Source organism: Streptomyces sp. NPDC033178 (genome assembly GCF_055577685.1).
In genome coordinates this window covers 316,948-339,476 of record NZ_JBVIPT010000007.1, presented here as the reverse complement: position 1 = coordinate 339,476, position 22,529 = coordinate 316,948, and the positions used below count along the sequence as shown (strand labels likewise).

The 22,529-nt window shown below is 72.0% G+C and carries 21 protein-coding genes; 10 read left to right on the top strand and 11 right to left on the bottom strand.

Features of this window, described 5'->3' with window-relative positions:
- The first annotated feature begins 2 nt into the window (after positions 1-2).
- On the top strand, positions 3-2,618 hold the full coding sequence (locus ACZ5VQ_RS20030) for an FtsX-like permease family protein (RefSeq protein WP_469106047.1): 2,616 nt from the start codon (positions 3-5) through the stop codon (positions 2,616-2,618).
- Positions 2,619-2,759: 141 nt separating this feature from the next.
- Here ACZ5VQ_RS20030 and ACZ5VQ_RS20025 read toward each other — a convergent pair whose 3' ends face one another.
- Positions 2,760-4,403: a fatty acid--CoA ligase family protein gene (locus ACZ5VQ_RS20025; protein WP_469106046.1), complete on the bottom strand. Its 1,644-nt coding sequence runs from the start codon at positions 4,401-4,403 to the stop codon at positions 2,760-2,762.
- Between the two features lie 102 nt (positions 4,404-4,505).
- On the opposite strand from ACZ5VQ_RS20025, the gene ACZ5VQ_RS20020 reads away from it, so the two are divergent.
- The 4 genes from ACZ5VQ_RS20020 (at position 4,506) to ACZ5VQ_RS20005 (ending at position 7,549) form a co-directional block, all read left to right on the top strand.
- A complete protein-coding gene (locus tag ACZ5VQ_RS20020) occupies positions 4,506-5,660 on the top strand; it encodes a lipid-transfer protein (RefSeq protein ID WP_469106045.1) in 1,155 nt (384 codons plus the stop codon).
- A 61-nt stretch (positions 5,661-5,721) separates the two neighbouring features.
- On the top strand, positions 5,722-6,165 hold the full coding sequence (locus tag ACZ5VQ_RS20015) for a Zn-ribbon domain-containing OB-fold protein (protein ID WP_469106044.1): 444 nt from the start codon (positions 5,722-5,724) through the stop codon (positions 6,163-6,165).
- On the top strand, positions 6,162-6,932 hold the full coding sequence (locus tag ACZ5VQ_RS20010; RefSeq protein ID WP_469106043.1) for an enoyl-CoA hydratase/isomerase family protein: 771 nt from the start codon (positions 6,162-6,164) through the stop codon (positions 6,930-6,932). The genes ACZ5VQ_RS20015 and ACZ5VQ_RS20010 overlap by 4 nt, the downstream gene beginning before the upstream one ends.
- 116 nt (positions 6,933-7,048) lie before the next feature.
- Entirely contained in the window at positions 7,049-7,549 is a 501-nt protein-coding gene (locus tag ACZ5VQ_RS20005; RefSeq protein ID WP_469106042.1) for a hypothetical protein, read from the top strand.
- A gap of 181 nt (positions 7,550-7,730) precedes the next feature.
- Here ACZ5VQ_RS20005 and ACZ5VQ_RS20000 read toward each other — a convergent pair whose 3' ends face one another.
- Both ACZ5VQ_RS20000 and kbpA read right to left on the bottom strand, forming a co-directional pair.
- A complete protein-coding gene (locus tag ACZ5VQ_RS20000; RefSeq protein WP_469106041.1) occupies positions 7,731-10,106 on the bottom strand; it encodes an outer membrane protein assembly factor BamB family protein in 2,376 nt (791 codons plus the stop codon).
- Positions 10,107-10,395: 289 nt separating this feature from the next.
- A complete protein-coding gene (kbpA, locus tag ACZ5VQ_RS19995) occupies positions 10,396-11,238 on the bottom strand; it encodes an AfsK-binding protein KbpA (RefSeq protein WP_469106040.1) in 843 nt (280 codons plus the stop codon).
- A 135-nt stretch (positions 11,239-11,373) separates the two neighbouring features.
- Between kbpA and ACZ5VQ_RS19990 the strand changes: the two genes are divergently transcribed.
- Entirely contained in the window at positions 11,374-12,021 is a 648-nt protein-coding gene (locus ACZ5VQ_RS19990; protein WP_107015451.1) for a TetR family transcriptional regulator, read from the top strand.
- Between the two features lie 65 nt (positions 12,022-12,086).
- Here the strand turns inward: ACZ5VQ_RS19990 and ACZ5VQ_RS19985 are convergent, their stop codons facing one another.
- Together ACZ5VQ_RS19985 and ACZ5VQ_RS19980 are read right to left on the bottom strand one after the other, a co-directional pair.
- A complete protein-coding gene (locus ACZ5VQ_RS19985) occupies positions 12,087-12,626 on the bottom strand; it encodes a nitroreductase family deazaflavin-dependent oxidoreductase (protein ID WP_469106039.1) in 540 nt (179 codons plus the stop codon).
- Positions 12,626-13,843, bottom strand: a complete 1,218-nt coding sequence (locus ACZ5VQ_RS19980) for an acyl-CoA dehydrogenase family protein (RefSeq protein WP_469106038.1) — start codon at positions 13,841-13,843, stop codon at positions 12,626-12,628. The genes ACZ5VQ_RS19985 and ACZ5VQ_RS19980 overlap by 1 nt, the downstream gene beginning before the upstream one ends.
- 123 nt (positions 13,844-13,966) lie before the next feature.
- On the opposite strand from ACZ5VQ_RS19980, the gene ACZ5VQ_RS19975 reads away from it, so the two are divergent.
- On the top strand, positions 13,967-15,193 hold the full coding sequence (locus ACZ5VQ_RS19975; RefSeq protein WP_469106037.1) for a thiolase C-terminal domain-containing protein: 1,227 nt from the start codon (positions 13,967-13,969) through the stop codon (positions 15,191-15,193).
- 31 nt (positions 15,194-15,224) lie between these two features.
- On the opposite strand, the gene ACZ5VQ_RS19970 is transcribed toward ACZ5VQ_RS19975, so the two are convergent.
- Together ACZ5VQ_RS19970 and ACZ5VQ_RS19965 are read right to left on the bottom strand one after the other, a co-directional pair.
- The gene (locus ACZ5VQ_RS19970) at positions 15,225-15,842 is read right to left on the bottom strand and encodes a dihydrofolate reductase family protein (protein WP_469106036.1); all 618 of its coding nucleotides are present in this window, start codon (positions 15,840-15,842) and stop codon (positions 15,225-15,227) included.
- Positions 15,843-15,962: 120 nt separating this feature from the next.
- A complete protein-coding gene (locus ACZ5VQ_RS19965) occupies positions 15,963-16,553 on the bottom strand; it encodes a GtrA domain-containing protein (protein ID WP_469106035.1) in 591 nt (196 codons plus the stop codon).
- A 280-nt stretch (positions 16,554-16,833) separates the two neighbouring features.
- Between ACZ5VQ_RS19965 and ACZ5VQ_RS19960 the strand changes: the two genes are divergently transcribed.
- On the top strand, positions 16,834-17,259 hold the full coding sequence (locus ACZ5VQ_RS19960; RefSeq protein WP_469106034.1) for a pyridoxamine 5'-phosphate oxidase family protein: 426 nt from the start codon (positions 16,834-16,836) through the stop codon (positions 17,257-17,259).
- Positions 17,260-17,286: 27 nt separating this feature from the next.
- The gene (locus ACZ5VQ_RS19955; protein WP_469106033.1) at positions 17,287-17,970 is read left to right on the top strand and encodes a pyridoxine/pyridoxamine 5'-phosphate oxidase; all 684 of its coding nucleotides are present in this window, start codon (positions 17,287-17,289) and stop codon (positions 17,968-17,970) included.
- 88 nt (positions 17,971-18,058) lie between these two features.
- On the opposite strand, the gene ACZ5VQ_RS19950 is transcribed toward ACZ5VQ_RS19955, so the two are convergent.
- From ACZ5VQ_RS19950 to ACZ5VQ_RS19940, 3 genes are read right to left on the bottom strand one after another with little or no spacing between them, the layout of a single operon-like run.
- Positions 18,059-18,661 (bottom strand): GNAT family N-acetyltransferase, encoded by a 603-nt coding sequence (locus tag ACZ5VQ_RS19950; protein WP_469106032.1) that lies wholly within the window; start codon positions 18,659-18,661, stop codon positions 18,059-18,061.
- A gap of 27 nt (positions 18,662-18,688) precedes the next feature.
- The gene (locus ACZ5VQ_RS19945; RefSeq protein ID WP_469106031.1) at positions 18,689-19,138 is read right to left on the bottom strand and encodes a Zn-ribbon domain-containing OB-fold protein; all 450 of its coding nucleotides are present in this window, start codon (positions 19,136-19,138) and stop codon (positions 18,689-18,691) included.
- A 31-nt stretch (positions 19,139-19,169) separates the two neighbouring features.
- Positions 19,170-19,619, bottom strand: coding sequence for a DoxX family protein (locus tag ACZ5VQ_RS19940; RefSeq protein WP_362087785.1), 450 nt, complete (start codon positions 19,617-19,619; stop codon positions 19,170-19,172).
- Positions 19,620-19,828: 209 nt separating this feature from the next.
- Here ACZ5VQ_RS19940 and ACZ5VQ_RS19935 point away from each other — a divergent pair, with 209 nt between their 5' ends.
- Positions 19,829-21,034: a flavin-containing monooxygenase gene (locus ACZ5VQ_RS19935; protein WP_469106030.1), complete on the top strand. Its 1,206-nt coding sequence runs from the start codon at positions 19,829-19,831 to the stop codon at positions 21,032-21,034.
- 133 nt (positions 21,035-21,167) lie between these two features.
- Here ACZ5VQ_RS19935 and ACZ5VQ_RS19930 read toward each other — a convergent pair whose 3' ends face one another.
- Positions 21,168-22,496, bottom strand: a complete 1,329-nt coding sequence (locus ACZ5VQ_RS19930) for a COG1361 family protein (RefSeq protein WP_469106029.1) — start codon at positions 22,494-22,496, stop codon at positions 21,168-21,170.
- Positions 22,497-22,529: the final 33 nt, after the last annotated feature.

Sequence of the window (22,529 nt, the reverse complement as noted above, 5' to 3'; positions counted from 1 at the left end):
CCATGCTGCATCTCGCGGTCCGGATGGCCGGACACCGGATCACCGCCCTGCTGGCGGTGGCGTGCGCGGTCCTCGGCGGAGCGGCCCTGATCACCGGCACCGGAGTGATGGCCGAGTCCGGGTTTCGCTCCCAGCTGCCGGCCGGGCGCCTCGCGGGCGCGGAGGTCGTGGTCTCCACCGAACAGAGCTTCAGTTCGGGCCCCGACCTGCCGATCGCGCTCCCGGAGCGGGGCAGGGTCCCGGCCGAGCTGGTCGACGAGCTGGCCCAACTGCCCGGCGTCACCGCGGCGGTCGGCGACATCGGCTTCCCCGCCGCCCTCGTCGACGCCGACGGTCGGGTCGTACCGACCCAGGACCCGAGGACGGCCGGGCACGGCTGGTCCTCGACGAAGCTCTTCGTGGACGCGAAGGTCGACGGATCCGCGCCGGCCGGCACCGGCGAGGTCGCCCTCGACAGCGCGACGGCCAGCGCCGCGGGAGTACGGGTGGGCGACGGGGTCGAGGTCGTCGTGGCAGGCCGCGCCGCGGCCGCGTACCGCGTCACGGCGCTGGTCGACGCATCGGACGCCGGAATCCTCTTCGCCGACCCGACGGCCGTACGGCTGTCCGGCCGCGCCGACGGAGAGCGCGCCGGGACCGTGGACCTGGTCGCCCTGCGCACCGAGCCCGGCGCCGAGGCCTCGGTGGCCGCCGCGGCCCGCGAGAAGATCAAGGACACCGCCAAAGGCACGGCCAAGGACACCTCCACAAGCACCAGCACCGGCACCAACGCCGGCCCCGCCGGCCCCTCCGGCCTGGTCGTCTCCACTGGCTCCGAGCGCGGTGACATCGCCTCCCCCGGCGCGGGCGCCGCCCGCTCCCTGCTGATCCTGCTGGCCAGTTCGCTGGCCGGGGTCATCATGCTGATCATCGGTTTCGTGCTGGCGAGCGCGCTGGCCGTGTCGATCGGCGGCCAGCGCCGCGATCTGGCCCTGATGCGGGCCGTCGGCGCAACTCCCAAGCAGATCAGGCGGCTTGCGGCCGGGCAGGCCTCGATCATCGCCGCGGTGGCGGTCGTGCCCGGAGTCGGCCTCGGCTATCTGCTGGCCGGGCAGTTCCGGCGGATGCTCGTCGACCGCGGAGTGATCCCGGATGCCCTGCCGCTCACGTTCAGTCCGCTGCCCGCCCTCGCCACCGTGCTGCTGCTCGGCCTCGCCGTGCAGGTGTCGGCCCGCAGTGCCGCGTGGCGGACCTCGCGCATGCCGGCCACCGAGGCGGTCGCCGAGTCGCGCAGCGAACCCCGCACGCCGTCGAGGATGCGGGCCCGCTTCGGGCTGCTGCTGATCGTCGCCGCCACCACGCTCTCGGTCGTACCGCTGCTGAGCCGTACGGTCCTCGGCGCGACGGCCACCTCCATGGCCGGGATCATCGGCGCGATCGGTCTGGCCCTGGCGGGACCCGCGCTGGTCCGGGGCATCGGCGACGCGGCGGGCCGGCGGCTGCGGCCCGGGGTCTCGGCGCCGACCTGGCTCGCGGTGTCCAACATCCGCGGCTACGCGCTGCGGCTCTCCGGGGTCGTCAGTGCCCTGGCCATGGCGGTCGTGTTCGTCTTGACCTACACGCTGGCCCAGACGACCGTCATGAGCGCCACCGCGCAGGACACCCGCACCGGCACCCTCGCCCAGCAGCGCCTGACCGCGCCGGGCCTCGGCGGCCTGCCCGCCGGTACCCTCGCCGCCGTCACCAGGACCTCGGGCGTCGAGGCGGCGGCCCCGGTCAGCGACACCACCGTGATCCGGGAGTACGAGCAGTTCGGTGACCCGGTCGTCGAGTCCGGCTCGGCCATGATCCTGACCCCGGCCGCGTCGGGCGTCCTCGACCTCGGCGTACGGGACGGCAGCCTGGCCGAGCTCACCGGCGACACGGTCGCCGTCAGCACCGAGGTCGCCCGCTCCCCCGGCTCGGGACTCGGCAGCCGCATCACCCTGGTCCTCGGGGACGGCACCCGGGTCAGCCCCGAGGTCGTCGCCGTCTACGACCGCGCCCTCGGCTTCGGCCCGCTCGCCCTCTCCCACGACCTCGCCGAGGGCCACACCACCGCAGGGCTCGACCAGCGAATCCTCGTCCGCACCGACGGCACCGACGCGGCCCAGCGCGCCCTCACCGCCCTCGCCGCGGCCCGCCCCGGCCTGGCGCTTGAGCCCACCGACACCGGATCGGGAGGCAGCCTGAGCGACGCGCCGCCGGAGGTCTGGATCAACCTGGCCCTCATCGTCGTACTCCTCGGCTACCTCCTCCTCAGCATCGCCAACAAGCTCGTCGCGACGACCGCCCAGCGGCAGGGCGAGATCGCCACGCTCCGCCTCAACGGCACCACTCCGCGCCAGATCCTCGCGATGATGCGCCGCGAGGCCGCGGTGATCGGGGCCACCGCCCTCACCACCGGCCTGCTGCTGTCCGCGATCCCCCTCACGCTGCTCGGCATCGGCTTCCTGGACCGGCCGTGGCCCGCGGGCCCGGTGTGGCTGCTCCCCGCGGTCGCGCTGACCGTGATCTGCACCGCGTTCATCACGGTCGAACTCCCCACCCGGCAGGCACTGCGCACGGCACCCGCCCATGCGCTGTCCGCCCGCGAATAGGGCGCGACGCGGACGGAACCGGGAGTACGGGCAGACGCGCGGCCGGATCGTCCCGGCCGCGCGTCTGCGCCCGTACTCCCGGACCGGGCCAGCCCCCACCAGCCCTCAGCCTCCCGGACCGGACCAGCCCCTCAGCGACCCTCAGCGCCCCCGCAGCTCGCCCTTGACGACCTTCCCGCTCGCGTTCCTCGGCAGTTCTCCCACGAACTCCACCGTCCTGGGCACCTTGTAGTTCGCCATCTCCCGTCGGGCCCAGGCGATGAGGTCGTCCGCGGTCGCCACTGCCCCCGGCCGCCGCACGACGTACGCCCTGCCGACCTCGCCCAGCCGCGCGTCCGGTACGCCGATCACCGCCACGTCGGCCACGTCCGGGTGCAGGCCGAGGAGTTGCTCTATCTCCGCCGGGTAGGCGTTGAAGCCGCCGACGATGAACATGTCCTTGAGGCGGTCGGTGATGCGGAGGTTGCCGGCCGGGTCCAGGACGCCGATGTCGCCCGTGCGGAGCCAGCCGTCGGGGGTGAGGACCTCGGAGGTGGCCCGGGCGTCCTCGTAGTAGCCGCCCATGACGTTGAATCCGCGGACCAGGACCTCGCCCTGGGCGCCGGGAGCGACGGAGACGCCCGCCGCGTCCACCACCCTGACCTCCGTGCCAGGGATCGCACGGCCGGACGTCGACGCGATCACGCCCGGCTCGTCCCCGCGTCGGCACATCGAGACGATCCCGCTCGCCTCGGAGAGGCCGTAGGCGGTCAGGACGGTGTCCACCCCGAGTTCCTCCCGCAACCGCTCCACCAGGCGCAACGGCACCACCGCGGCGCCCGTCACCACCAGTCGCAGGGGCGAGAGGTCGTACGCGTCGCGGCCCGGGTGGTCCAGGAGCGACTGGTGGAGGGTGGGCGGGCCGGGCAGGACGGAGATCCGTTCCGAGGCCACGTTCGCGAGGACCGTGTCCACGTTGAACACCGGCTGCGGGATCATCGTCGCGCCCCGCATCAGACAGGCGATGACACCGGCCTTGTAGCCGAAGGTGTGGAAGAAGGGGTTCACGATCAGATAGCGGTCTCCCTGGCGGAGGCCCGCGAGATCGCTCCACACCTCGTACGCCCGCAGTGTCTGCGCGTGGGTGATCACCGCGCCCTTGGGGCGGCCCGTCGTGCCCGAGGTGTAGACGATGTCCGAGGGGGAGGACGACTCGACCGCCGAGGCCCTGGCCCTTACGTCCGCCGCGTCCACGCCGTCCCCGCTCGCCAGGAAGTCCTTCCAGGTGCGGAAGTCGGCGGGGGCGTCGTCCGAGAGGACCACCACCTGTTCGAGGTCCGGGAGCCCGGCGAGCGGACCCACGGAACCCGCCCCTCGACCCGCGGAACCCGGTCCTCGTCCCGCGGAACCCGGTCCTTCGCCGGCCGCCCGACGCAGCGACGCCACGTACGAAGTCCCCAGGAAAGTGCCCGTCACGAACAGCAGCTTCGCCCGGCTCCGGGAGAGGATGTACGCCGCCTCCGTGCCCTTGAAGCGGGTGTTCAGCGGAACGAGGACGGCGCCGGCCGACACCGCGCCCAGTGAAGAGACGATCCAGTCCAGGGTGTTGGGCGCCCAGATGGCCACGCGGTCACCGGGTTCGACGCCGTTCGCGACGCAGGCCGCCGCCGCGCGTTCCACCCGGGCGCCCAGCTCCGCGTACGAGACGCGGGTGCGGCCCTCGACGACCGCCTCCACGTCGGCGTACCGCTCGGCCGCCCCCCGCACCAGCCCGGGAATGGTGCCCCACTCCATGTCACCGCGCACGGCGAGCCTCCCCACGGTCGACACCCACTAGCTGACTACCCGTCAGATTAGCTGTAGCCTGACGCCCTGTCAGCATTCGTGGACCACGGTGGAGGTGCGCCCATGACAGGGGCAGGACTCAAGGACGCCACGGCCGTCGTAGGGATCGGGCAGACCCCCTTCGCCAAGCAACTCCCCGAGAGCGAGAAGGCGTTGGCCTGCCGGGCGATCCTCGCCGCCCTCGATGACGCCGGGATCTCCCCCGCCGAGGTGGACGCGCTCGCCTCCTACACCATGGAGGAGACCGACGAGGTGGAGGTGGCGAAGTCCGTCGGCTTCGGCGACCTCACCTTCTTCAGCAAGGTCGGGTACGGGGGCGGCGGTTCGTGCGCCACAGTCGCGCATCTGGCCGCCGCCGTGGCCACCGGGCAGGCGACGGTCGGGGTCGCCTGGCGCTCACGGAAACGGGGCAGCGGGCCGCGCCCGTGGAAGAACACCGCGGTCCAACTCCCCACCCCCGCCCAGTGGACCCGCCCTTTCGGTCTCCTGCGCCCCGCCGACGAGATCGCCATGCTCACCCGCCGCTACCTGCACGAGTACGGGGCGACCCGCGACCACCTCTTCAACGTCGCCCTGGCCTGCCGCAACCGGGCCAACCAGAACCCCGCGGCGATGATGTACGAGCGGCCGCTGACCCGGGACATGTATATGACCTCGCGGTGGATCAGCGAGCCCCTCTGCCTCTTCGACAACTGCCTCGAAACGGACGGCGCGTTGGCCTGTGTCGTCGTCTCCGCCGAACGGGCGCGCGACTGCCGGCAGCGGCCCGTGTACGTCCACTCCGCCGCCCAGGGCCTGCCCGCCCAGCACCACGGCATGGTCAACTACTGGAACGACGACCCGCTGACCGGACCCGCCTGGACCGCGGCCCGACACCTGTGGAAACACGCCGACTTCACCCCGGAGGACGTCGACGTCGCCCAGATCTACGACGCGTTCACCCCTCTCATACCGCTCTCCCTTGAGGGCTACGGCTTCTGCGGCCGGGGCGAGGGCGGCGCGTTCACGGAGGGCGGCGCCCTGGAGATCGGCGGACGGCTGCCGCTGAACACGAGCGGCGGTGGCCTCTCGGAGGCGTACGTCCACGGCTTCAACCTCATCAACGAGGGCGTGAAGCAGCTGAGGGGCACGAGCACCGCGCAGGTCCCGGGCGCGGCCACCTGCCTGGTCACGGCGGGTGAGGGCGTACCGACGTCCGCCCTGCTCCTGAGGACCTGACCATGTTCCGGAAGAAGCGACCGCCCGGGCATCCGCCGAACCAACCATCCGAAGGGCCGACATGCTGACACCTGTCGTGGACGACGACGGCGCCCCCTTCTGGGAGTACGCCGCCCGGGGCGAGCTGCGCGTCCAGGCCTGCGCCGAGCCCGACTGCGGCGAACTCCGCTTCCCGCCCCGGCCCTGCTGCCCGCACTGCCACTCCTTCGACAGCGAGTGGCGCAGGATGAGCGGCAAGGGGCGCGTCTGGTCGTACGTCGTCCCGCATCCGCCGCTGCTGCCCGAATACGCGGCACTGGCCCCGTACAACGTGATCGTCGTCGAGCTGGCGGACGCCCCGCGCATCCGGCTCGTCGGGAATCTCGTCAGTGGGCCGGAGGCGCCGCTCAACTCCGTCGCCCAGGACCGGATCCGGATCGGGGCGAAGGTGCAGGTGGTCTTCGCGAACGATGAGGGCGGCGAGGGCGGCACCGGGTTGCCCCGCTGGGTACTGGAGCGGCCATGACCCTGCGCGTCTCCGCCGACAAGGACACCGGCGTCGCGGTCGTCACCCTCGACCGCCCCGAGAAGCTCAACGCCATCGACCTCGGCACGGCGGCTGAACTGACCGCCGTCTGGCGGGAGTTCAGATTCGACGACTCCGTACGGGCGATCGTGCTCACCGGCGCGGGCGGGCGGGCCTTCTGCACGGGGCTCGACCGCGACGCCGTCGTCCCGCAGCCCAACTCCCCCTACATGGTGGACGATCCGCTCGTCGCGATCGGACCGAAGGCATGCGACCTGTGGAAGCCGGTCATCGTCGCCGTGAACGGGATGGCCTGCGGCGGCGCCTTCTATCTCATCGGCGAGGCGGACTTCGTGATCGCCGACGAGACGGCCACCTTCTTCGATCCGCACACGACGTACGGCATGGTCAGCGCGTACGAGTCCATCCTCCTGGCACAGCGGATGCCGGTCGGGGAGGTCGCCCGGATGGCGCTGATGGGCACGGCCGAGCGGGTCTCCGCGCGGCGGGCGTACGAGGTGGGGCTGGTCAGCGAGCTCACCGCACCCGGTGAGGCGCTGGCCGCCGGTGTGCGGTGCGCGGACGTCATCGCCTCCTGCCCGGCCGAGGCCGTGCAGGGCACGGTCCGGGCGCTGTGGGCGGCGAAGGAGGCGACACGGACGGCCGCGCTGGCGCACGCCCCGCATCTCGTTTCGATGGGCAATCTCCCGAGCGAGGCACAGGCGGGACTGTTCGCCGGTCGCCGCGGGGAGTTCCGGACCCGCTGACCCTCGCGCCTGGCCCGCCAACCGCCCGGGCCGTCACTGAGCGTGATCGTCGCGTGGCGGGGGTCGGCCACCCGGCGTAGCGTCTGCATCGAGAGCCCGGGAACGGAGGTCCGCGCATGGCCCGCAACCTGCTCGGGTCCGTCCTTGCTCTCGCCGGAGCGACGGCCGCCGTATGGAGCCCCTTCCGTGCCTGGTACGACGGCCGTCACGGTCGGCACTACCGCCTCGGGGACCTCTTCTCCGCGGGCGGCGTCACGAACGTCCCCGCGGAGCTCTTCGCCTCGCTCTTCCTGCCCTTCGCGGGCGCCGCGCTGATCACGCTGGCCGGGCTGCTGCTCCGGTCGCGACTGCTGGTGGCCCTGGCCGGCGTGATCGTCCTCGGCTTCACCGTGCTCTGGCTGATCCGGGTGGGCCAGGCCGCCGGCAGCCTCGTCATCTCCGGCGACGCGGGCGAGGGCCTGGGCGCCGGCACGGGGCTCGCCTTCGGCGGTGGTCTGCTGTTGCTGCTGGCCTCCGTGGTCCTGCGGGGGCGGGGGGCCCGGGCGGAGCCCGTGTACGTGCCTCCGGCGGATCCGGCGGTACCGACGCTTGACGGTCCGACCGCGGACTATCGCTGAGCGCGTCCGCGGGTTCTGCTCCGGAGGGCGACCGCCGAAGTGCGAGGGCCGGGGCCGCGCCCCTTCAGGGGCGCGGGGAACTGCGCAATCTTCTTTCAGGGGCGCGGGGAACTGCGCGACAAGCCCCCGCCGAGCCGCACACGCCCCCGAACCCCCAGGCGGTCCCGGGCGGCCCCACCCGTCAGGAACGGGCCGTCCCCGTCCCCTTCTCCGCGTCGAGCGCGTACACGCACCGGTCCTTGCTGCACGCGTACACCACCCCGTCCTTCACGACGGGCGCCCCGGTGATCTCCCCACCGGTCGCAAGCTTCCATCGCAGGCGGCCGTCGTCGGCCTTGAGCGTGTAGAGCAGATGGTCGGTGGACCCGAAGTGGATCCGTCCGTCGGCGACGGCGGGCGCGCCCACGACGTCACCGCCCGCCTGGAAGCGCCACTTCGGCGTACCGGTGACGGCGTCGAGCGTGTAGAGCCCCTTGCCGGACCCCACGTGGACGTGCCCCGCGGAGACGAGCACGGGATCGAGCGAGGACCGGGCCTCCGTGGCGATACGCCACCGGTCGCGCCCGTCGGTCGCGTCGAGGGCGTACACCGTGCCGAGGTAGTCGGCGAGGTAGATCCCGCCGCCCGTGACGGCGGGCCCCGGCGCGAAGGTCGGCGGGCTGAGGAAGACGGCGGGTGCCTCGAAGTGCCAGCGGACGTGGCCGCCGGCGATGTCGATGGCGAGGACCCGGGTGCCGGCGGACACGTACACGTATCCGTCGTCGGCATGGGTGATGCGCACGGGGACGCCGCCGCAGGACGCCGCGTCCCCGATGGGGTACGACCAGCGCTCCTCGCCGGTGCGGGCCTCCAGGGCACGCAGCCGGGCGTCCTTCCAGACGTAGACCGTGCCGTCGTGGACGGCGGGTCCTGCCTCGGGCGACTCGAAGTCGGTCTGGGCGCCGGTGACCTCCCAGAGCTTCTGCCCGTTGGCGGCCTCCCAGGCCTGTACGCCACCGCCGCGGGTGCCGGTGACGACCGTGCCGCGGTCGGCCTTGAGGGAGTACACCCAGGCGTCGGTCGGCAGCCGCCACAGGTCGGTGCCCTCGCGGGCGTCCAGGGCGAAGAGGGTGGGGCCGTCGGAGGCGTGGACGCGGCCGCCGGCGACCGCCATCGACCAGGCGACGTCCCGGGTCTTGAAGCGGCGCCGGCCGGTGGCCACGTCCAGGGCGTGCACCTCGAAGGACGTGACGTAGACGAGGTCGCCGGCGACGGCGGGGGTGCCCCACACGTCGTTCGACATGCGGAAGCGCCACGGCCGCCAGGAGGTGGCGGAGTCGGGGCCGGGGGCCGTCGCGGGCGCGGGTACCGGGACGGGTCCGGCGCCGGGTACGACGGGGTCGGCGCCGTTCACGCCGGGGCGCGGCCGGGACCAGGAGGCGGCGAGGCCGGCTTCGGGAGGAGGTGCCTTCACGGCGGCGGCGCGGGCGTCGGCGACACGCGGGCCGGGGCCGATGGGCACCTGGGCGCCCGCGAGGCGTACGGGCCCGGTGTCGGGCGCGCCGCCGTGCCGGCCCGTGCCGACGCCGACCGGGACGGGAGGCGGGTCGTGGGGCGGCGGGGGCGGCACCACGGGGGCGCCTCGTCCGCCGCTGCGGCCGGAGGACGGCTTGGCCGCCGGGCGGCCCCCGCGGCGCTGCTCGATGAGGCCCACGGCCCGCTCGGGCAGCCACGCGGACGCCGTACCGCTGTCGTCGGAGCCGGAGCCGAAGAGGTGGGGGGCGAGCTGGGCCTGGAGGTCGGCCGGGTTGGGGCGGCCCGTCGCCTCCATCTGCATGCAGGACTCGATGAGCGGGCGCAGCTCGTCGGGGAGTCCTTCGAGGTCCGGGCCCTCGCGCAGGAGCATGAAGACGGTCTCGACGGGGTTCGCGCCGTGGAAGGGCGCGTGGCCGGTGGCGGCGAAGACGAGCATCGAGCCGAGCGAGAAGACGTCGCTCGCGCCGGTCACGCTGCGGGAGTCCTTCGCCTGCTCGGGCGACATGTAGGCGGGGGTGCCGACGGCGACGTTGGTCATCGTCAGACGTGTGTTCGACACCCCGGAGGCGATACCGAAGTCGATGACGCGCGGCCCGTCCTCCACGACGAGGACGTTCGACGGCTTGAGGTCGCGGTGGACGAGACCGGCCCCGTGGATGGACTGCAGGGCCTCCGCGACACCCGCCGCGAGCCAGCGGACCGCCTGGGCCGGCAGCGGCCCGCACTCGGTCACTATCTCTTCGAGGGAGGGCGCGGGCACGTAGGCGGTGGCCAGCCAGGGCACGGCGGCGCGCGCGTCGGCGTCGACCACGGCGGCCGTGTAGAAGCCGGAGACGGCGCGGGCCGCCTCCACCTCGCGCGAGAAGCGGACCCGGAACAGCTGGTCCTCGGCGAGCTCCGTCCTGACCGTCTTGATCGCCACCCGCCGGCCCGAGGCCGAGCGCGCGAGATAGACCAGCCCCATGCCGCCGGCTCCCAGCCGTCCCAGCACCTCGAACGGCCCGATCCGCCGCGGATCGTGCTGTGTCAGCTGATCCACCACTTGCCTGCCACCTCCCCGTACGCGGCCGCGCTTCCAGCCACCGCTCCAGCCGCAGCATCAGCCACTGCGCAGCGTCTCACCACCGAACCGCTCCGGCGGCACGCACCCCGATTCTTCCTGGCCGCGGCTCCGGTTGCGAACCCGGGCCCGAATCGGGATGTCTCAGCGCGTCTCATGACAAAAGACCCGCGCTCGCCTTGCTTTTCAACGCCGCCCGGTGTTTTTCGACGCCTTTCGCAGCTTTGCGTACGCCGTTCGTACGCCCTTCAGTACTGAAGGGCCGCGAATTTCAAGTTTGCAGCAGGGCAAAGGACGCCCCCTGGTTGTCCGTGACGACCGCCACGCGCCCGTACGAGGCGTCGAAGGGCGGTGCCTGGACCCGTCCGCCGAGCCGTACCACCGTCCCGAGCAGGGCCTCGCAGTCGTCCACCCCGAAGTGGACGAGGAAGTGGGGCGGCATCTCGGCCGGGAAGGCCTCGGTGACGAGGACCCGGCCGAAGTCGCGGGTGGTGCCGGGGCCGAAGAGGGCGTCGTGGAAGAGACCGGTGTAGAAGGAGTCGGCGACGGCCGTGTCGCGCGCGTACAGCTCGACCCAGCTGAAGGAGCCCGGCCCGTGCCGTCTGCCGAAGCCGGGGTGCGTGCCGCCCTCCCAGAGCCCGAAGACCGCGCCCTCGGGGTCGGCGGCGAGCGCCATCGTGGCGTACGGGCCCACGGGCACCGGTGTCGTGATCACCTGGCCGCCCGCCTCCCGGATCCGGTCGGCCAGGTCATCGGCGTCCGGGGTGGCGAAGTACACCGTCCACACGGTGGGCATCCGGCCGTCCCGCTTCGGTACGAGGGCGGCCACGGGCTCGCCGTCGAGGTGCGCCCGTACGGAGCCCGCGTACGGGCCGGGGCCCGCGTAGGCCGCGGGGGCCGGGGACTCCAGGGAGCCCGGGGAGCCCGGGGCCGCCGAGGAGCGCGGGGCACCCGGGGAGGGCCCGGTCGTCTCCTCCGTCTTGTCGAAAGGCTCGAAGGTCCACCCGAACAGCTCGCCGTAGAAGCGCTTGCCCGCCTCGACGTCCGGGAGCTGGGCGTCGATCCAGCAGGGGACGCCCTCGGCGAAAGCGGCAGAGCCTTCAGATCCAGCCATGCGGCCAAGCTAACGGCCTTTCACGCATCCCGCAGAGCGAGCGGCAGCCCTTCTCCGGACCCTCTCCGAAGGTCCGCGCACCCCATTTGCAGTCGGCCGAATCGCGCTCCGATCACCCCTCGGTAAGCTGACGGCATGACAGGACAAGTGCGTACCGTCGACGGCCGTGTGGCCGGTCGGCGCGGGCAGGCGACGCGGCAGAAGCTGCTCGACTGCCTCAGCGAGATGCTCAGCTCCTCGCCCTACCGCGACGTCAAAGTCATCGACGTCGCGCGGAAGGCGGGCACTTCACCGGCGACCTTCTATCAGTACTTCCCGGACGTCGAGGGCGCCGTCCTGGAGATTGCAGAGCAAATGGCGGCGGAGGGCGCCGGGTTGACCGAACTCCTCGAAGGACGCTCCTGGGTCGGCAAGGCCGGCTGGCAGACCGCGCAGGAACTCGTGGACGGCTTCCTGGAGTTCTGGCGCAAAAACGATGCCATCCTCCGAGTCGTCGACCTGGGCGCCGCCGAGGGCGACAAACGCTTCTACAAGATCCGCATGAAGATCCTGAACTCCGTGAACAACTCCCTCACGGACACGGTCAAGGAGCTTCAGGCGAAGGGCAAGGTCGACAAGGACGTCAGCCCGGCCGCGATGGCGGGTTCCCTCGTCGCGATGCTCGCGGCGGTGGCCTCGCACCAGAAGGGCTTCCAGACCTGGGGCGTGAAGCAGGCCGAACTGAAGCCGAACCTCGCCCTGTTGGTCCATCTGGGTGTGACCGGCAAGAAGCCGACCAAGTAGTCCGCCGCACCCCGCGCCGGACGCCGGGTTTTTCCAGGCACAAGTCCTGTCACACAGGCGGCAGTTCACTCAGGTGGGCTGCCGCCTGTCGCGTTCCCCCAACTCCCGGCTCCGTCCCGCCGGACGATCCGGAACAGCCGGATCTCCCGCTCGACCCGCGCCTGGTACGTGGCATACGGCGGCCAGAACTCCAGCAGCGCCTTCCAGACCGTGTCCCGCTCCTCGCCCCGCAGCAGATGCGCGGTGACCGGGACGTCCCTGCCCTTCCAGCTGACCTCCGCGTCGGGATGGGCGAGGAGGTTGGCGGTCCAGGCGGGGTGATCCGTACGCCCGAAGTTGGACCCGATGAGGATCCAGCTCGCGCCCTCCCTCCCCTTTTCCCCCTCCGGCATGCAGGCCAGCGGCGTACGCCTGGGCAGTCCGCTCTTCGCGCCGCGCGCGGTGAGGATGACACCGGGCAGCATCTGGGCGCTGAGCAGGACCTTCCCGCGGGTGAGCCGGTGGACGGCGCGGTCCAGCGCGGGGATGAGATGGGGCGCGACCTTCGCGAAGGCGGGTGTCGAGGACACCCTCTGCACGATCCGAACTCCTACTCCGACGCCCATCAGACCGCCACCTCCCCGCCGCCGAACAGCCGTGCCGCGTCCGCCGCGTGCTCCCGCAGCCGGTGCACCGGCCCGAAGAGCAGCTCGTCGCCGGCCGCCCGCTTGAAGTACAGATGCGCCTCGTGCTCCCAGGTGAACCCGATACCGCCGTGCAGCTGCACGGCCTCGGAGGAGGTGATCCGCAGCGCCTCCAGCGCCTGGGCCAGCGCGAGCCCGCCCACCCGTTCCTCACCCACGGCGGCCGCCCAGGCCGCGTAGTAGGCCGCCGAGCGTGCCGCCTGCACCTGTACGTAGAGGTCGGCGAGCCGGTGCTTCACGGCCTGGAAGGACCCGATCGCTCGCCCGAACTGCTCACGCTGCTTGACGTATTCGACGGTCCGCTCCAGTACGCGGTCGGCGGCGCCGACGGCCTCCGCGGCGAGGACGGCGGCGGCCGAGTCACCGACCGCGACGAGCGCCCCGGTCACATCGGCGGACTCGTCGTCACCCAGCAACTCGGCTTCCACATCCCGGAGTTGGATCCGCGCCTGCGACCGCGTCCCGTCGAGGGAGGTGAGCCGTACGCGGGTCGCTCCCCCGCTCCCGGAACCGTCCTGTTCGGCGGGCAGAGAGTCCCGTACGAGAAAGAGGAGAGTCCGCGAGCGGGCGAAGCCTCCCGCGTGCGCGGCCACGACCAGCAGGCCCGCGCTGTGCCCGTCGAGCACCTGGTCGGCCTGCCCGTACAGCCGCCATCCGCCGTCGGTGCGCCGCGCCTGTACGCCTCCCGCGCGTCCGCCGCCCGCCCAGTCACCGCGGTTGTCGCCGGTCAGCCCGAGGGCGGTGGTCAGGCTCGCGCCGGACACCGCGAGGGCGGCGGTGAGTTCGCCGGAGGCGATCCGGGGCAGCAGTGCGGCCCGCTGAGCCTCGCTTCCCAGGGCCAGCAGCAGAGGTGCGCTGAGCACGGCCGTGGCGAGAAGCGGCGAGGGGGCGAGACTCCGCCCCAACTCCTCACTGGCGAGGGCGAGTTCGGTGACCGAACAGCCGACTCCTCCGTACGCCTCGGGAAACGCGAGCCCGGGCAGCCCGAGTTGCTGCGCCAGGGTTTCCCAGAGCGCGGAGTCGTACCCGCCCTCGGTCTGTACGGCGGTCCTGACCTCCTCCGGACCACAGCGTTTGAGGAGGAGCTCACGGAGGGTGCGGCGGATCTCGTCCTGCTCCGCGGTGAAGGTGGCGTCCATGGGCAGCACACTCCTTCGCATCTGACGGCGCGTCATGTTAGAGCGGCGGCGGCCAGATGCACAGAGGTGTGACGCCCCGCGCACCCTGCCGAGGCCCACCGAACCTGATGTACCGTCAGATTCATGACTGGGACCCGGACTCGAACCCGTCCACGGCCACGACCGCAGCCGCAGCCTCGGCCTCGGCGGAAGGTGGCGGTCGTCGGCGTGTCCCTCTCCGACTGCGGCCGGGTGGACGAGGCGACGCCGTACGCGCTCCATGCCCAGGCAGCCCGCCGGGCCCTGGCCGACTCGGGCCTGGACCGCTCGGTGATCGACGGCTTCGCCTCGGCAGGCCTCGGCACGCTGGCGCCGGTCGAGGTGGCCGAGTATCTGGGCCTGCGGCCCACCTGGGTCGACTCCACCTCCGTCGGCGGCTCCACCTGGGAGGTCATGGCGGCCCACGCGGCGGACGCGATCGCCGCCGGACACGCCAACGCTGTCCTGCTGGTGTACGGGTCCACGGCCCGCGCGGACATCAAGGCGGGCCGCCGCACGGGCAACCTCTCGTTCGGCGCGCGCGGTCCCCTGCAGTTCGAAGTCCCGTACGGCCACACGCTGATCGCCAAGTACGCGATGGCCGCGCGCCGCCACATGCACGAATACGGCACGACGCTGGAGCAGTTGGCGTCGGTGGCGGTGCAGGCGCGGGCCAACGCCACGCTGAATCCGGACGCGATGTTCCGGGACCCGATCACGGTCGACGACGTCCTGTCGGGCCCGATGATCGCGGACCCCTTCACCAAGCTGCACTGCTGCATACGGTCCGACGGCGGGGCGGCGGTCCTGCTGGCGGCCGAGGAGTACGTCCAGGACTGCCGTACGGCTCCCGTCTGGGTCCTCGGCACCGGGGAGCACGTCTCCCACACGACGATGTCGGAGTGGCCCGACTTCACGGTGTCACCGGCGGCGGTGAGCGGCCGAACCGCCTTCCGGCGGGCGGGAGTCGGTCCGCGGGACATCGACTTCGCCGAGATCTACGACGCCTTCACCTACATGACCCTGGTGACGCTGGAGGACCTCGGCTTCTGCGAGAAGGGCGAGGGGGGTGAGTTCGTGGCGAAGGGCCGCCTGGAGGTCGCCGGCGGCGAACTCCCCGTCAACACGGACGGGGGCGGCCTTTCGGCCCAGCATCCCGGCATGCGGGGCCTGTTCCTCCTCGTGGAGGCAGTCCGCCAACTCCGCGGCGAGGCGGGGACCCGCCAGGTCCACCGCCCCGACGGCCACCTACCGGAACTGGCCGTGGCGTCGGGGACGGGCGGCTGGTTCTGCTCTTCGGCGACGGTGGTGCTGGGGCGGTCACCGTCCTAGCCCCGCCTGCGGCCCGCGGTCGACGACCGGCCTACTCCCCCTGCGGGAGATGGCCCTTGGCCTCGTCATACGTGCCGCCACCCGCTGCCGCCGCGTCGTCCGGCCCGTAGACCAGGTTCACCACACCCGTCTCAAAGGTCTGCGAAGAGATCAGCTTCAGCGGAATCGAGGAGTCGCTCTCCTCGAACAACCGCATCCCCTTGCGCACGGCGATCGGATGCACCAGCAGATGCAGCTCGTCCAACAGCCCGGCGGCCAGCAGCTGCCGTACGACCGAGACGGAACCGCTGAGGGCGATGTCGCCACCCTCCTCGTTCTTCAGCGCGGTGACGGTCTCCACGAGGTCGCCCTCCAACTGCTCGGAGTTCCGCCAGGTGAACGCGAGCTCCTGCCGGGACGCGACGATCTTCCGCACATCACCGAGCTGCTTGGCGAACCCGGCGTCCTCACCGCCGGCGGCCTCCCGCTCGGGCCACGCCCCGGCGAAGCTGTCGTAGGTCGTGCGGCCGAACAGCATGGTGTCGGCCGTACCGAAGGTCGCACCGACGGCCGCGCCCATCTCGTCGTTGAAGTACGGGAAGTGCCACTGGTCGGGCGCCTCGACGACGCCGTCGAGCGAAATGAACAGCCCCGCGGTGATCTTCCTCATGAGGTTCCTCCAGGTTCCGGCAGAGCTGGTCGGTCAACTCTGTGTCGTCTCTGTGTCGTCGGGTAGACGGCGAGGACGGGAGAAACTAATCGGCGAAACCCCTGACTCGCGATCCGAGGCTCATGATCCGACCGCGAGCGCCGCGGGGGTGAGGACACGGTTCGGCAGGCGTGTCGGCACCGAGACCACCCGGCGCCGGGCGGCGGCGGCCTCGCGGACGAAGGCGCGGTCCCGGTCCTGGCCCTGCTTCCGGTCCTGGACCTGGCCCCCGTCCCTGCCACCCGCGAAGACGAACAGCCGCAGCACCAGGAAGCGGCCTGTGCCGGCGAGCCCGGAGGCGCTGAGGTAGACGACCTGCTCGGTGACCATGCCGGGCGACGACTGCACGAGGTGCAGGATCAGCATCGCGAGGGAGGTCACCGCGTACGCCGCCGTGGCCGACCCGGCGGACTGCCAGTGCTGACGCCAGCCGGCCCGCTTGCCGGTCCCGAAGGTGAAGAGCGCGTGCAGCTCCGTGCAGAGGACGGTCGAGGCGACCGTGATGACCGCGTTCGCCGCCACCCAGGGCATCGTCCCGGCCAGCAGGGCCACCGCACCACTGGAGAGGACCCCGATCCCGCCGCCGCACACCACGAACCGGACGAAGGAGGCGAACGGCCCCGGAGCAGCGTCGCCCACCGTCTTCGCCTGCTGCGCGAGCTGGGGCTTCATGGGGATTTCCTTCCGGGCGGCGGGGCCGTGAACCCCTGCGATCAACTGGGTTCAACCATGCCGTCGCCCGCCCGCGCCGACGAGACAGCCCACACCCGAACCCATGGTGGTGCTGGCTCCACCATGGAAGGGGGGTCCGCCCGCCGAGCGGCCCTGAACGCCTTCCGCGCGGCACCGCGCTTCCGGACCGCGGAACCGGAATACGGGACTGGAATACGGGACTGGACAGAACACGCTGAAACGACTGGAAGGAACGGACTCAACCGGCTGGAGGACCCGCATGGCCCTGACCCGTGAAGAGCGAGAGAAGTTCCTGAAAGAGCCGCACATCGCCGCGTTCGCGGTCGACGCCGGGGCGGGCCGCGCCCCGCTCACGGTGCCGGTCTGGTACCAGTACGAGCCCGACGGCACCGTATGGATCCTGATCCAGGCGGACTCCCGCAAGAACCAACTGATCGGCGCGGCGGGCCGGTTCTCCCTCATGGTCGACCGGCTCGAACCCACCATCCGGTACGTGTCCGTCGAGGGCCCGGTCCTCGACACGACCCCCGCAACCCACGAGCAGCTCCACGAGATCTCGGCCCGCTACCTCCCGGCCGACAAGGTCGACGGGTACGTCGACTTCTCCTGGAAGGAGCACGGCACCCAGGTGGTCGTCCGGATGCGGCCCGAACGCTGGCTCTCGTCGGACCTCGGGGCGGTCTGAGCCGGAGGCAGGCGCGACAATCGCCCCATGAGCACCGAGTCTTCCTCCTCCCCGCCTCCGTCCGAGTTCGTACGGCTGCTGAGGGAACAGCGGGTCTGGGACACCGAGCTGCCCCGATTCGCCCCGGACGCCGCCCCGGCGGAGCCGTTGCCGCTGTTCGAGCAGTGGTTCGCGGAGGCGGTGGCGGCCGGGCAGACCGAGCCGCACACGATGTCCCTGGCCACGGCGGACGAGGAGGGCAGGCCCGACGTACGGATCGTGATGCTGCACGGCGCCGACGAGGAGGGCTGGCACTTCGCGTCGCACGCGGGCAGCCGGAAGGGGCGGCAGCTGGCGGCCCGGCCGTACGCGGCGCTCGGCTTCTACTGGCCCGTGCAGGGCCGGCAGATCCGGGTGCGCGGCCGGGTGACCGTCGCTCCGCCCGAGGTCGCCCACGCCGACCTGCACGCCCGCTCGACCGGCGCCCTCGCCTCCGCGCTGGTGGGCCGCCAGAGCGAAGTCCTCGGCTCCTACGAGGAGTTGGAACGCGCCTCGGAGGCCGCCTGGCACCGGGCCCAGCAGGAACCGGACGCCGCCGCGCCCTCATGGACGGTGTACGTCCTCGCCCCCGACGAGGTGGAGTTCTTCCAGGGCGACCCCCACCGCCGCCACGTACGCCTCGCCTACCGCCGCACCGACTCCACTTGGCACAGGGAACTCCTGTGGCCGTAGGCCCGCCGACGGGTGTGCTTCGCCTGCGGCCCGGTGGGGGGTTGGGTGCGCAGCCGCCCGAACAACCGGAGCCCGCCCCACCCGGGCGTCAAAAAACACCAGCCTCCCCATCCGTGGCGAGCCGCGCATGCAGATGCACATCCCGAAACGCATCCTGCCGCCCCGCCTCGAACATCGCCCCCCGCAGCGTCCCCTCGTACGGAAACCCGCACCGCTCGGCAACCCGGCACGACACGTCGTGCCCCACCGCATGCCCCAACTCCAGCCGATGCAGCCCGAGCCCCTCGAACGCCCACCGCCCGGCCAGCGCCAGCGACCGCCTCGCGACCTGCCGCCCGCGCGCCTCCGGGAGCACCCAGTAGCCGACCCGCGCGACGCGTATGACGTGGTCGATGTCGTTGACCCCGATGTGCCCGAGCGTCACGCCGCTCTCCGCGTCGGTGACACGGAAGGAGGCCCCGACGCCTTCCACGGCCGCCTTGGCCCGGGCCCGCAGCGACTCCCGCGCACTGTCCAGGTCCTCGATCGCCCTGAGCGGGGTGTTCCACCGCCTGAACTCGGGGTCGGAACACCCCCGCAGCCATGCCTCGACATCCGAGTCGGCCTGAGCGTCCCACGGCCGCAGCCGCAGACCGTGACCGTGGAGTTCGGGAAAGGGACGGGCGGCGTGGGACTCGTACAAGTCGGTCATCGTTCCATTCAACAACGGGCGCCCGGGCTAGACGGAAGCGGGCCGGAACACCGGAACCGTGACCGCCCCCTCCCCTTCCCCCTCCCCTTCGTCCGCGCCGTCGGCGCTTCCGGTCCGGAAGGCCACCTCCAGCGCCATCCCCACCCGCAGCGACTCCTCCCCGCACCCCACCACCTCGGTCATCATCCGCGGCCCCTCCGCGAGATCGACGACGGCGGCTACGTACGGCGTGCGGGAGCCGAAGGGCGGCAGGTCGTTGCGGTGGACGACGGACCAGGTGTAGAGCGTGGCGCGGCCGCTGGCCCGTTCCCAGGTGACGTCCTCGCTCCAGCAGCGCGGGCAGAACTCGCGGGGGTAGTGGTGGGCGCGCCCGCACGCCCCGCATCGGCGTAGAAGCAGCAGCCCCTCGGCGGCCGCGTCCCAGTACGGCTGCGTAAAGGCGTCGACCTCCGGCAGATCGAACCGCGCCCCGCTCACGACAGCACCTCCACCAGAAGAACCCCGGCCATCAGAAGAAGCCCACCGCGCTGTCCAGCGACCACGTCTGCCACGACATCCCGAAGAGGGCCACCAGGGAGATCAGCGCCATCATCGCGTTCTGCCCCTGCTCGGCCCAGTCGTGGATCATCAGCACGAGGTAGAGGAGGTTGAGGAGCAGCCCGCCGACCAGGGCGATCGGGGTCAGGAAACCGACGACCAGACCGAGCCCGAGGGCGAGTTCCGCGTACACGACGACGTACGCCATCGTGCGCGGCCGTGGTGCGACCACCACCTCGAAGCCGCTGCGCACCGTGTTCCACCGGTGCTTGGCCGCGACGTCCGCCGCCCACGCGATCCCGGTCCCGCGCTCGAACCAGCCCTTCTTGTCCTTGTGCCGCCAGCTCTCCAGCCACCACAGCCCGAGACCGATACGAAGCACGGCGACCCATTCCGCCCCGGTGAGCCAGATCGTGTCCATGAACTCCCCTGCCGCCGAACGGGATCTGACGGTACGTCAGTTCAGCGTACGGACGGCGTACGCGCAAGAGCCGCGCCTCACCAAGCCCCCACAACCAGACGCCCTACGCCACGAGCCCCACGCACTCCTCCTACAGCCGTGATCAATCCGCAACCAATTCCGGGCTTGACCGAGACCCATCAAGTGACTACATGAATACGCTCTGGCACATGGCCGACTCCACAGCGCCCGCGGACCCCGCGGCACAGCCCCTCGCCGACCGCCCCGTGTACGTCATCGGCGGCGGCCCGGGCGGTCTCGCGGCGGCGCACGCGCTGCGCGCGCAGGGCGTGCGCGCCGTCGTGCTCGAAAAGTCCGAGCGCGTCGGGGCATCCTGGCGACGACACTACGACCGGCTCCATCTGCACACCACGCGGCGGCTGTCCGGGCTGCCCGGCCTGCCGATGCCGCGCTCGTTCGGGCGGTGGGTGTCGCGCGACAACGTGGTGCGGTACCTGGAGAAGTACGCCGAGTACCACGAGCTGGAGATCGTCACGGGTGTCGAGGTCTCCCGCGTGGAGCCCTCCGCCGACGGCAGCGGCTGGCTGCTGCACGCCACCGGTGGCCGGGAGCTGACCGGCAGCGCGGTCGTCGTCGCCACCGGCTACAACCACACTCCGCACGTGCCGGACTGGCCCGGCCGCGACGCGTTCAAGGGCGAACTCCTGCACGCGGGCGAGTACCGCAACCCCGCCCCCTACGCCGGACGTGACGTCCTCGTCGTCGGGGTCGGCAACACCGGTGCCGAGATCGCCGTCGACCTCGTCGAGGGCGGCGCCTCGCGCGTACGGCTCTCGGTGCGGACCGCGCCGCACATCGTGCGCCGGTCGACGGCCGGCTGGGCCGCCCAGTTCACCGGGATCCTCTGCCGGCGGCTGCCGGTCGGCCTGGTGGACCGGATGGCCGGGCCGCTGGCCAAGGTCAGCGTGCCCGACCTGTCGGCGCAGGGGCTGCCGCGTCCCGACACCGGGCTGTACTCCCGTGTGAACGAGGGGGCCATCCCCGTACAGGACGTCGGCCTGATCGACGCCGTCCGCAAGGGGCGCGTCGAGGTCGTGTCCGCGGTCGACGGCTTCGAGGACGGCAAGGTCGTCCTCGCGAACGGCGACCGCGTCGGCCCGGACGTCGTGATCGCCGCGACCGGTTACCGACGCTCCCTGGAGAACGTGGTCGGCCACCTCGACGTCCTGGACGGCCGGGGCCGCCCGGTGGTGCACGGCCCGCGCACCCCGAAGAACGCCCCCGGCCTCTACTTCACCGGCTTCACCAACCCCATCAGCGGCATGTTCCGCGAACTCTCCATGGACGCCGAAAAGATCGCAAAGGCAATCGCCCGAGACAGGGACCAAAGGCTCCCGTCCCGCATCACACGCTGACCCGCACGATCCCTCCGCTTTTCAGGGGCGCGGGGAACTGCGCAGTCTTTTGGCCTTTCCAGGGGCGCGGGGAACTGCGCGACCGGCCCCCACCGGCCCGCAGCCAAAAACCACCCCCACCCCCGCGGAGCGCCTAGTTCACGACCAGGGCCGCCGAGTTGTTCGAACTGTCCGGGTCGAACGGGAAAGTGTCACCCCACTCCGGGTGAACCGTGACCGCCCCACTCGCCCCGGGCACCACCGTGTCGACACGCAGCTTGAAGGCGTACGTACGCTTCGCGCTCTCCGACACCCAGTACGGCAGGTTGCACACATAGCGCGGGGCCCCCGTGGACCCCGGGTAGTGGCCGCCGTCCAGCGTGCGCGGGAAGCAGCCGGACGGGACTCCGGTGACCGTCGTGCCCTGCGGAACGCGCAGGTCGACGCTGGCCACCGGATCGCCGGAGCCGAGGTTGCCGACCCAGGCCGGGCCCTTGTTCCGGAAGGCGATCGAGGCCGTCACCGTGTCGCCGACGGCGCCCGAGACCTTGGCACCGCGCACCGCGAAGTCCGCCGTGTTGGCGGCGCCGATCTGCAGCGCCACGTAGTTGTCGTCGTTCCAGAGGTCGGTGGCACCGCCACCGGGCTCGACGCTCAGGTCCAGCCGCTCGTTGAACGCGTGCTCCGCGATCGCCACCTTCAGCGGCTCGGGCAGCTCGAACGACTCACCGGGCGGGAGGACTTCGTCGAACGTGCAGGTGGCGTGCGCGACCGGAACAGCGTCGGTGTACTCGCACTCGGGGTACGTCGACACGAATTCGAGCCCGTAGGACGCGTACATCGTCAGCGTGAAGCCGTTCGACGCCTCGTTGCCCTTGTTGGACAGCGCGAACGGGATCGTCTCCGTCGTCCCCGGCTCGGTCTCGCCGATCGGCGCCTCGTCACGGATCGAGAGGTCGGGGCCCGACGACGCCACCGTGAGCGTCGTGTCGAAGCTGTCCGCCACGAGAACGCCGTCGGGACCTCCGGTCGCGGTCGCCTCGTACGTGATCCGCCCCTGCGCACCGACCGCGGCGCCGTCTGCCGCCCGGACCTCCAGATGAATCTGCTCGTTGTCGCCCTCCCCGACGGGCACGTCCGGTACGACGCACACGGCGGTCGTGCCGCTCGGCGTGCAGTTGTCCGGCCAGGTCACCTCGGCGACCCCGGCGAGCCCCGAGACGTCCACGGTGAGCCTGCCGTCGGTCACGGTGAAGTTGCTGTTGTCGTGGAACATGCCCAGGTCGAGCGTCCGGGCCGGTGGCTCACCGCCGTCCGCGCCGAGCGGCAGGCTCTGCTCGTACGGGGCGTTGATCCACAGCTGGTCGGTCTCCGGTTCGTCGTCGGCCGCCGCCGGCAGGGCCAGGCCCACCGTCAGCAGGCCGGCCATCGCGCCGGTACAAGCTCCGAGGCGCAGGGCGCGCCGGACGGAGTCGGGTCTCATGTCTCCCCCAAGGGACTCGGTCGTGTCTCCTTC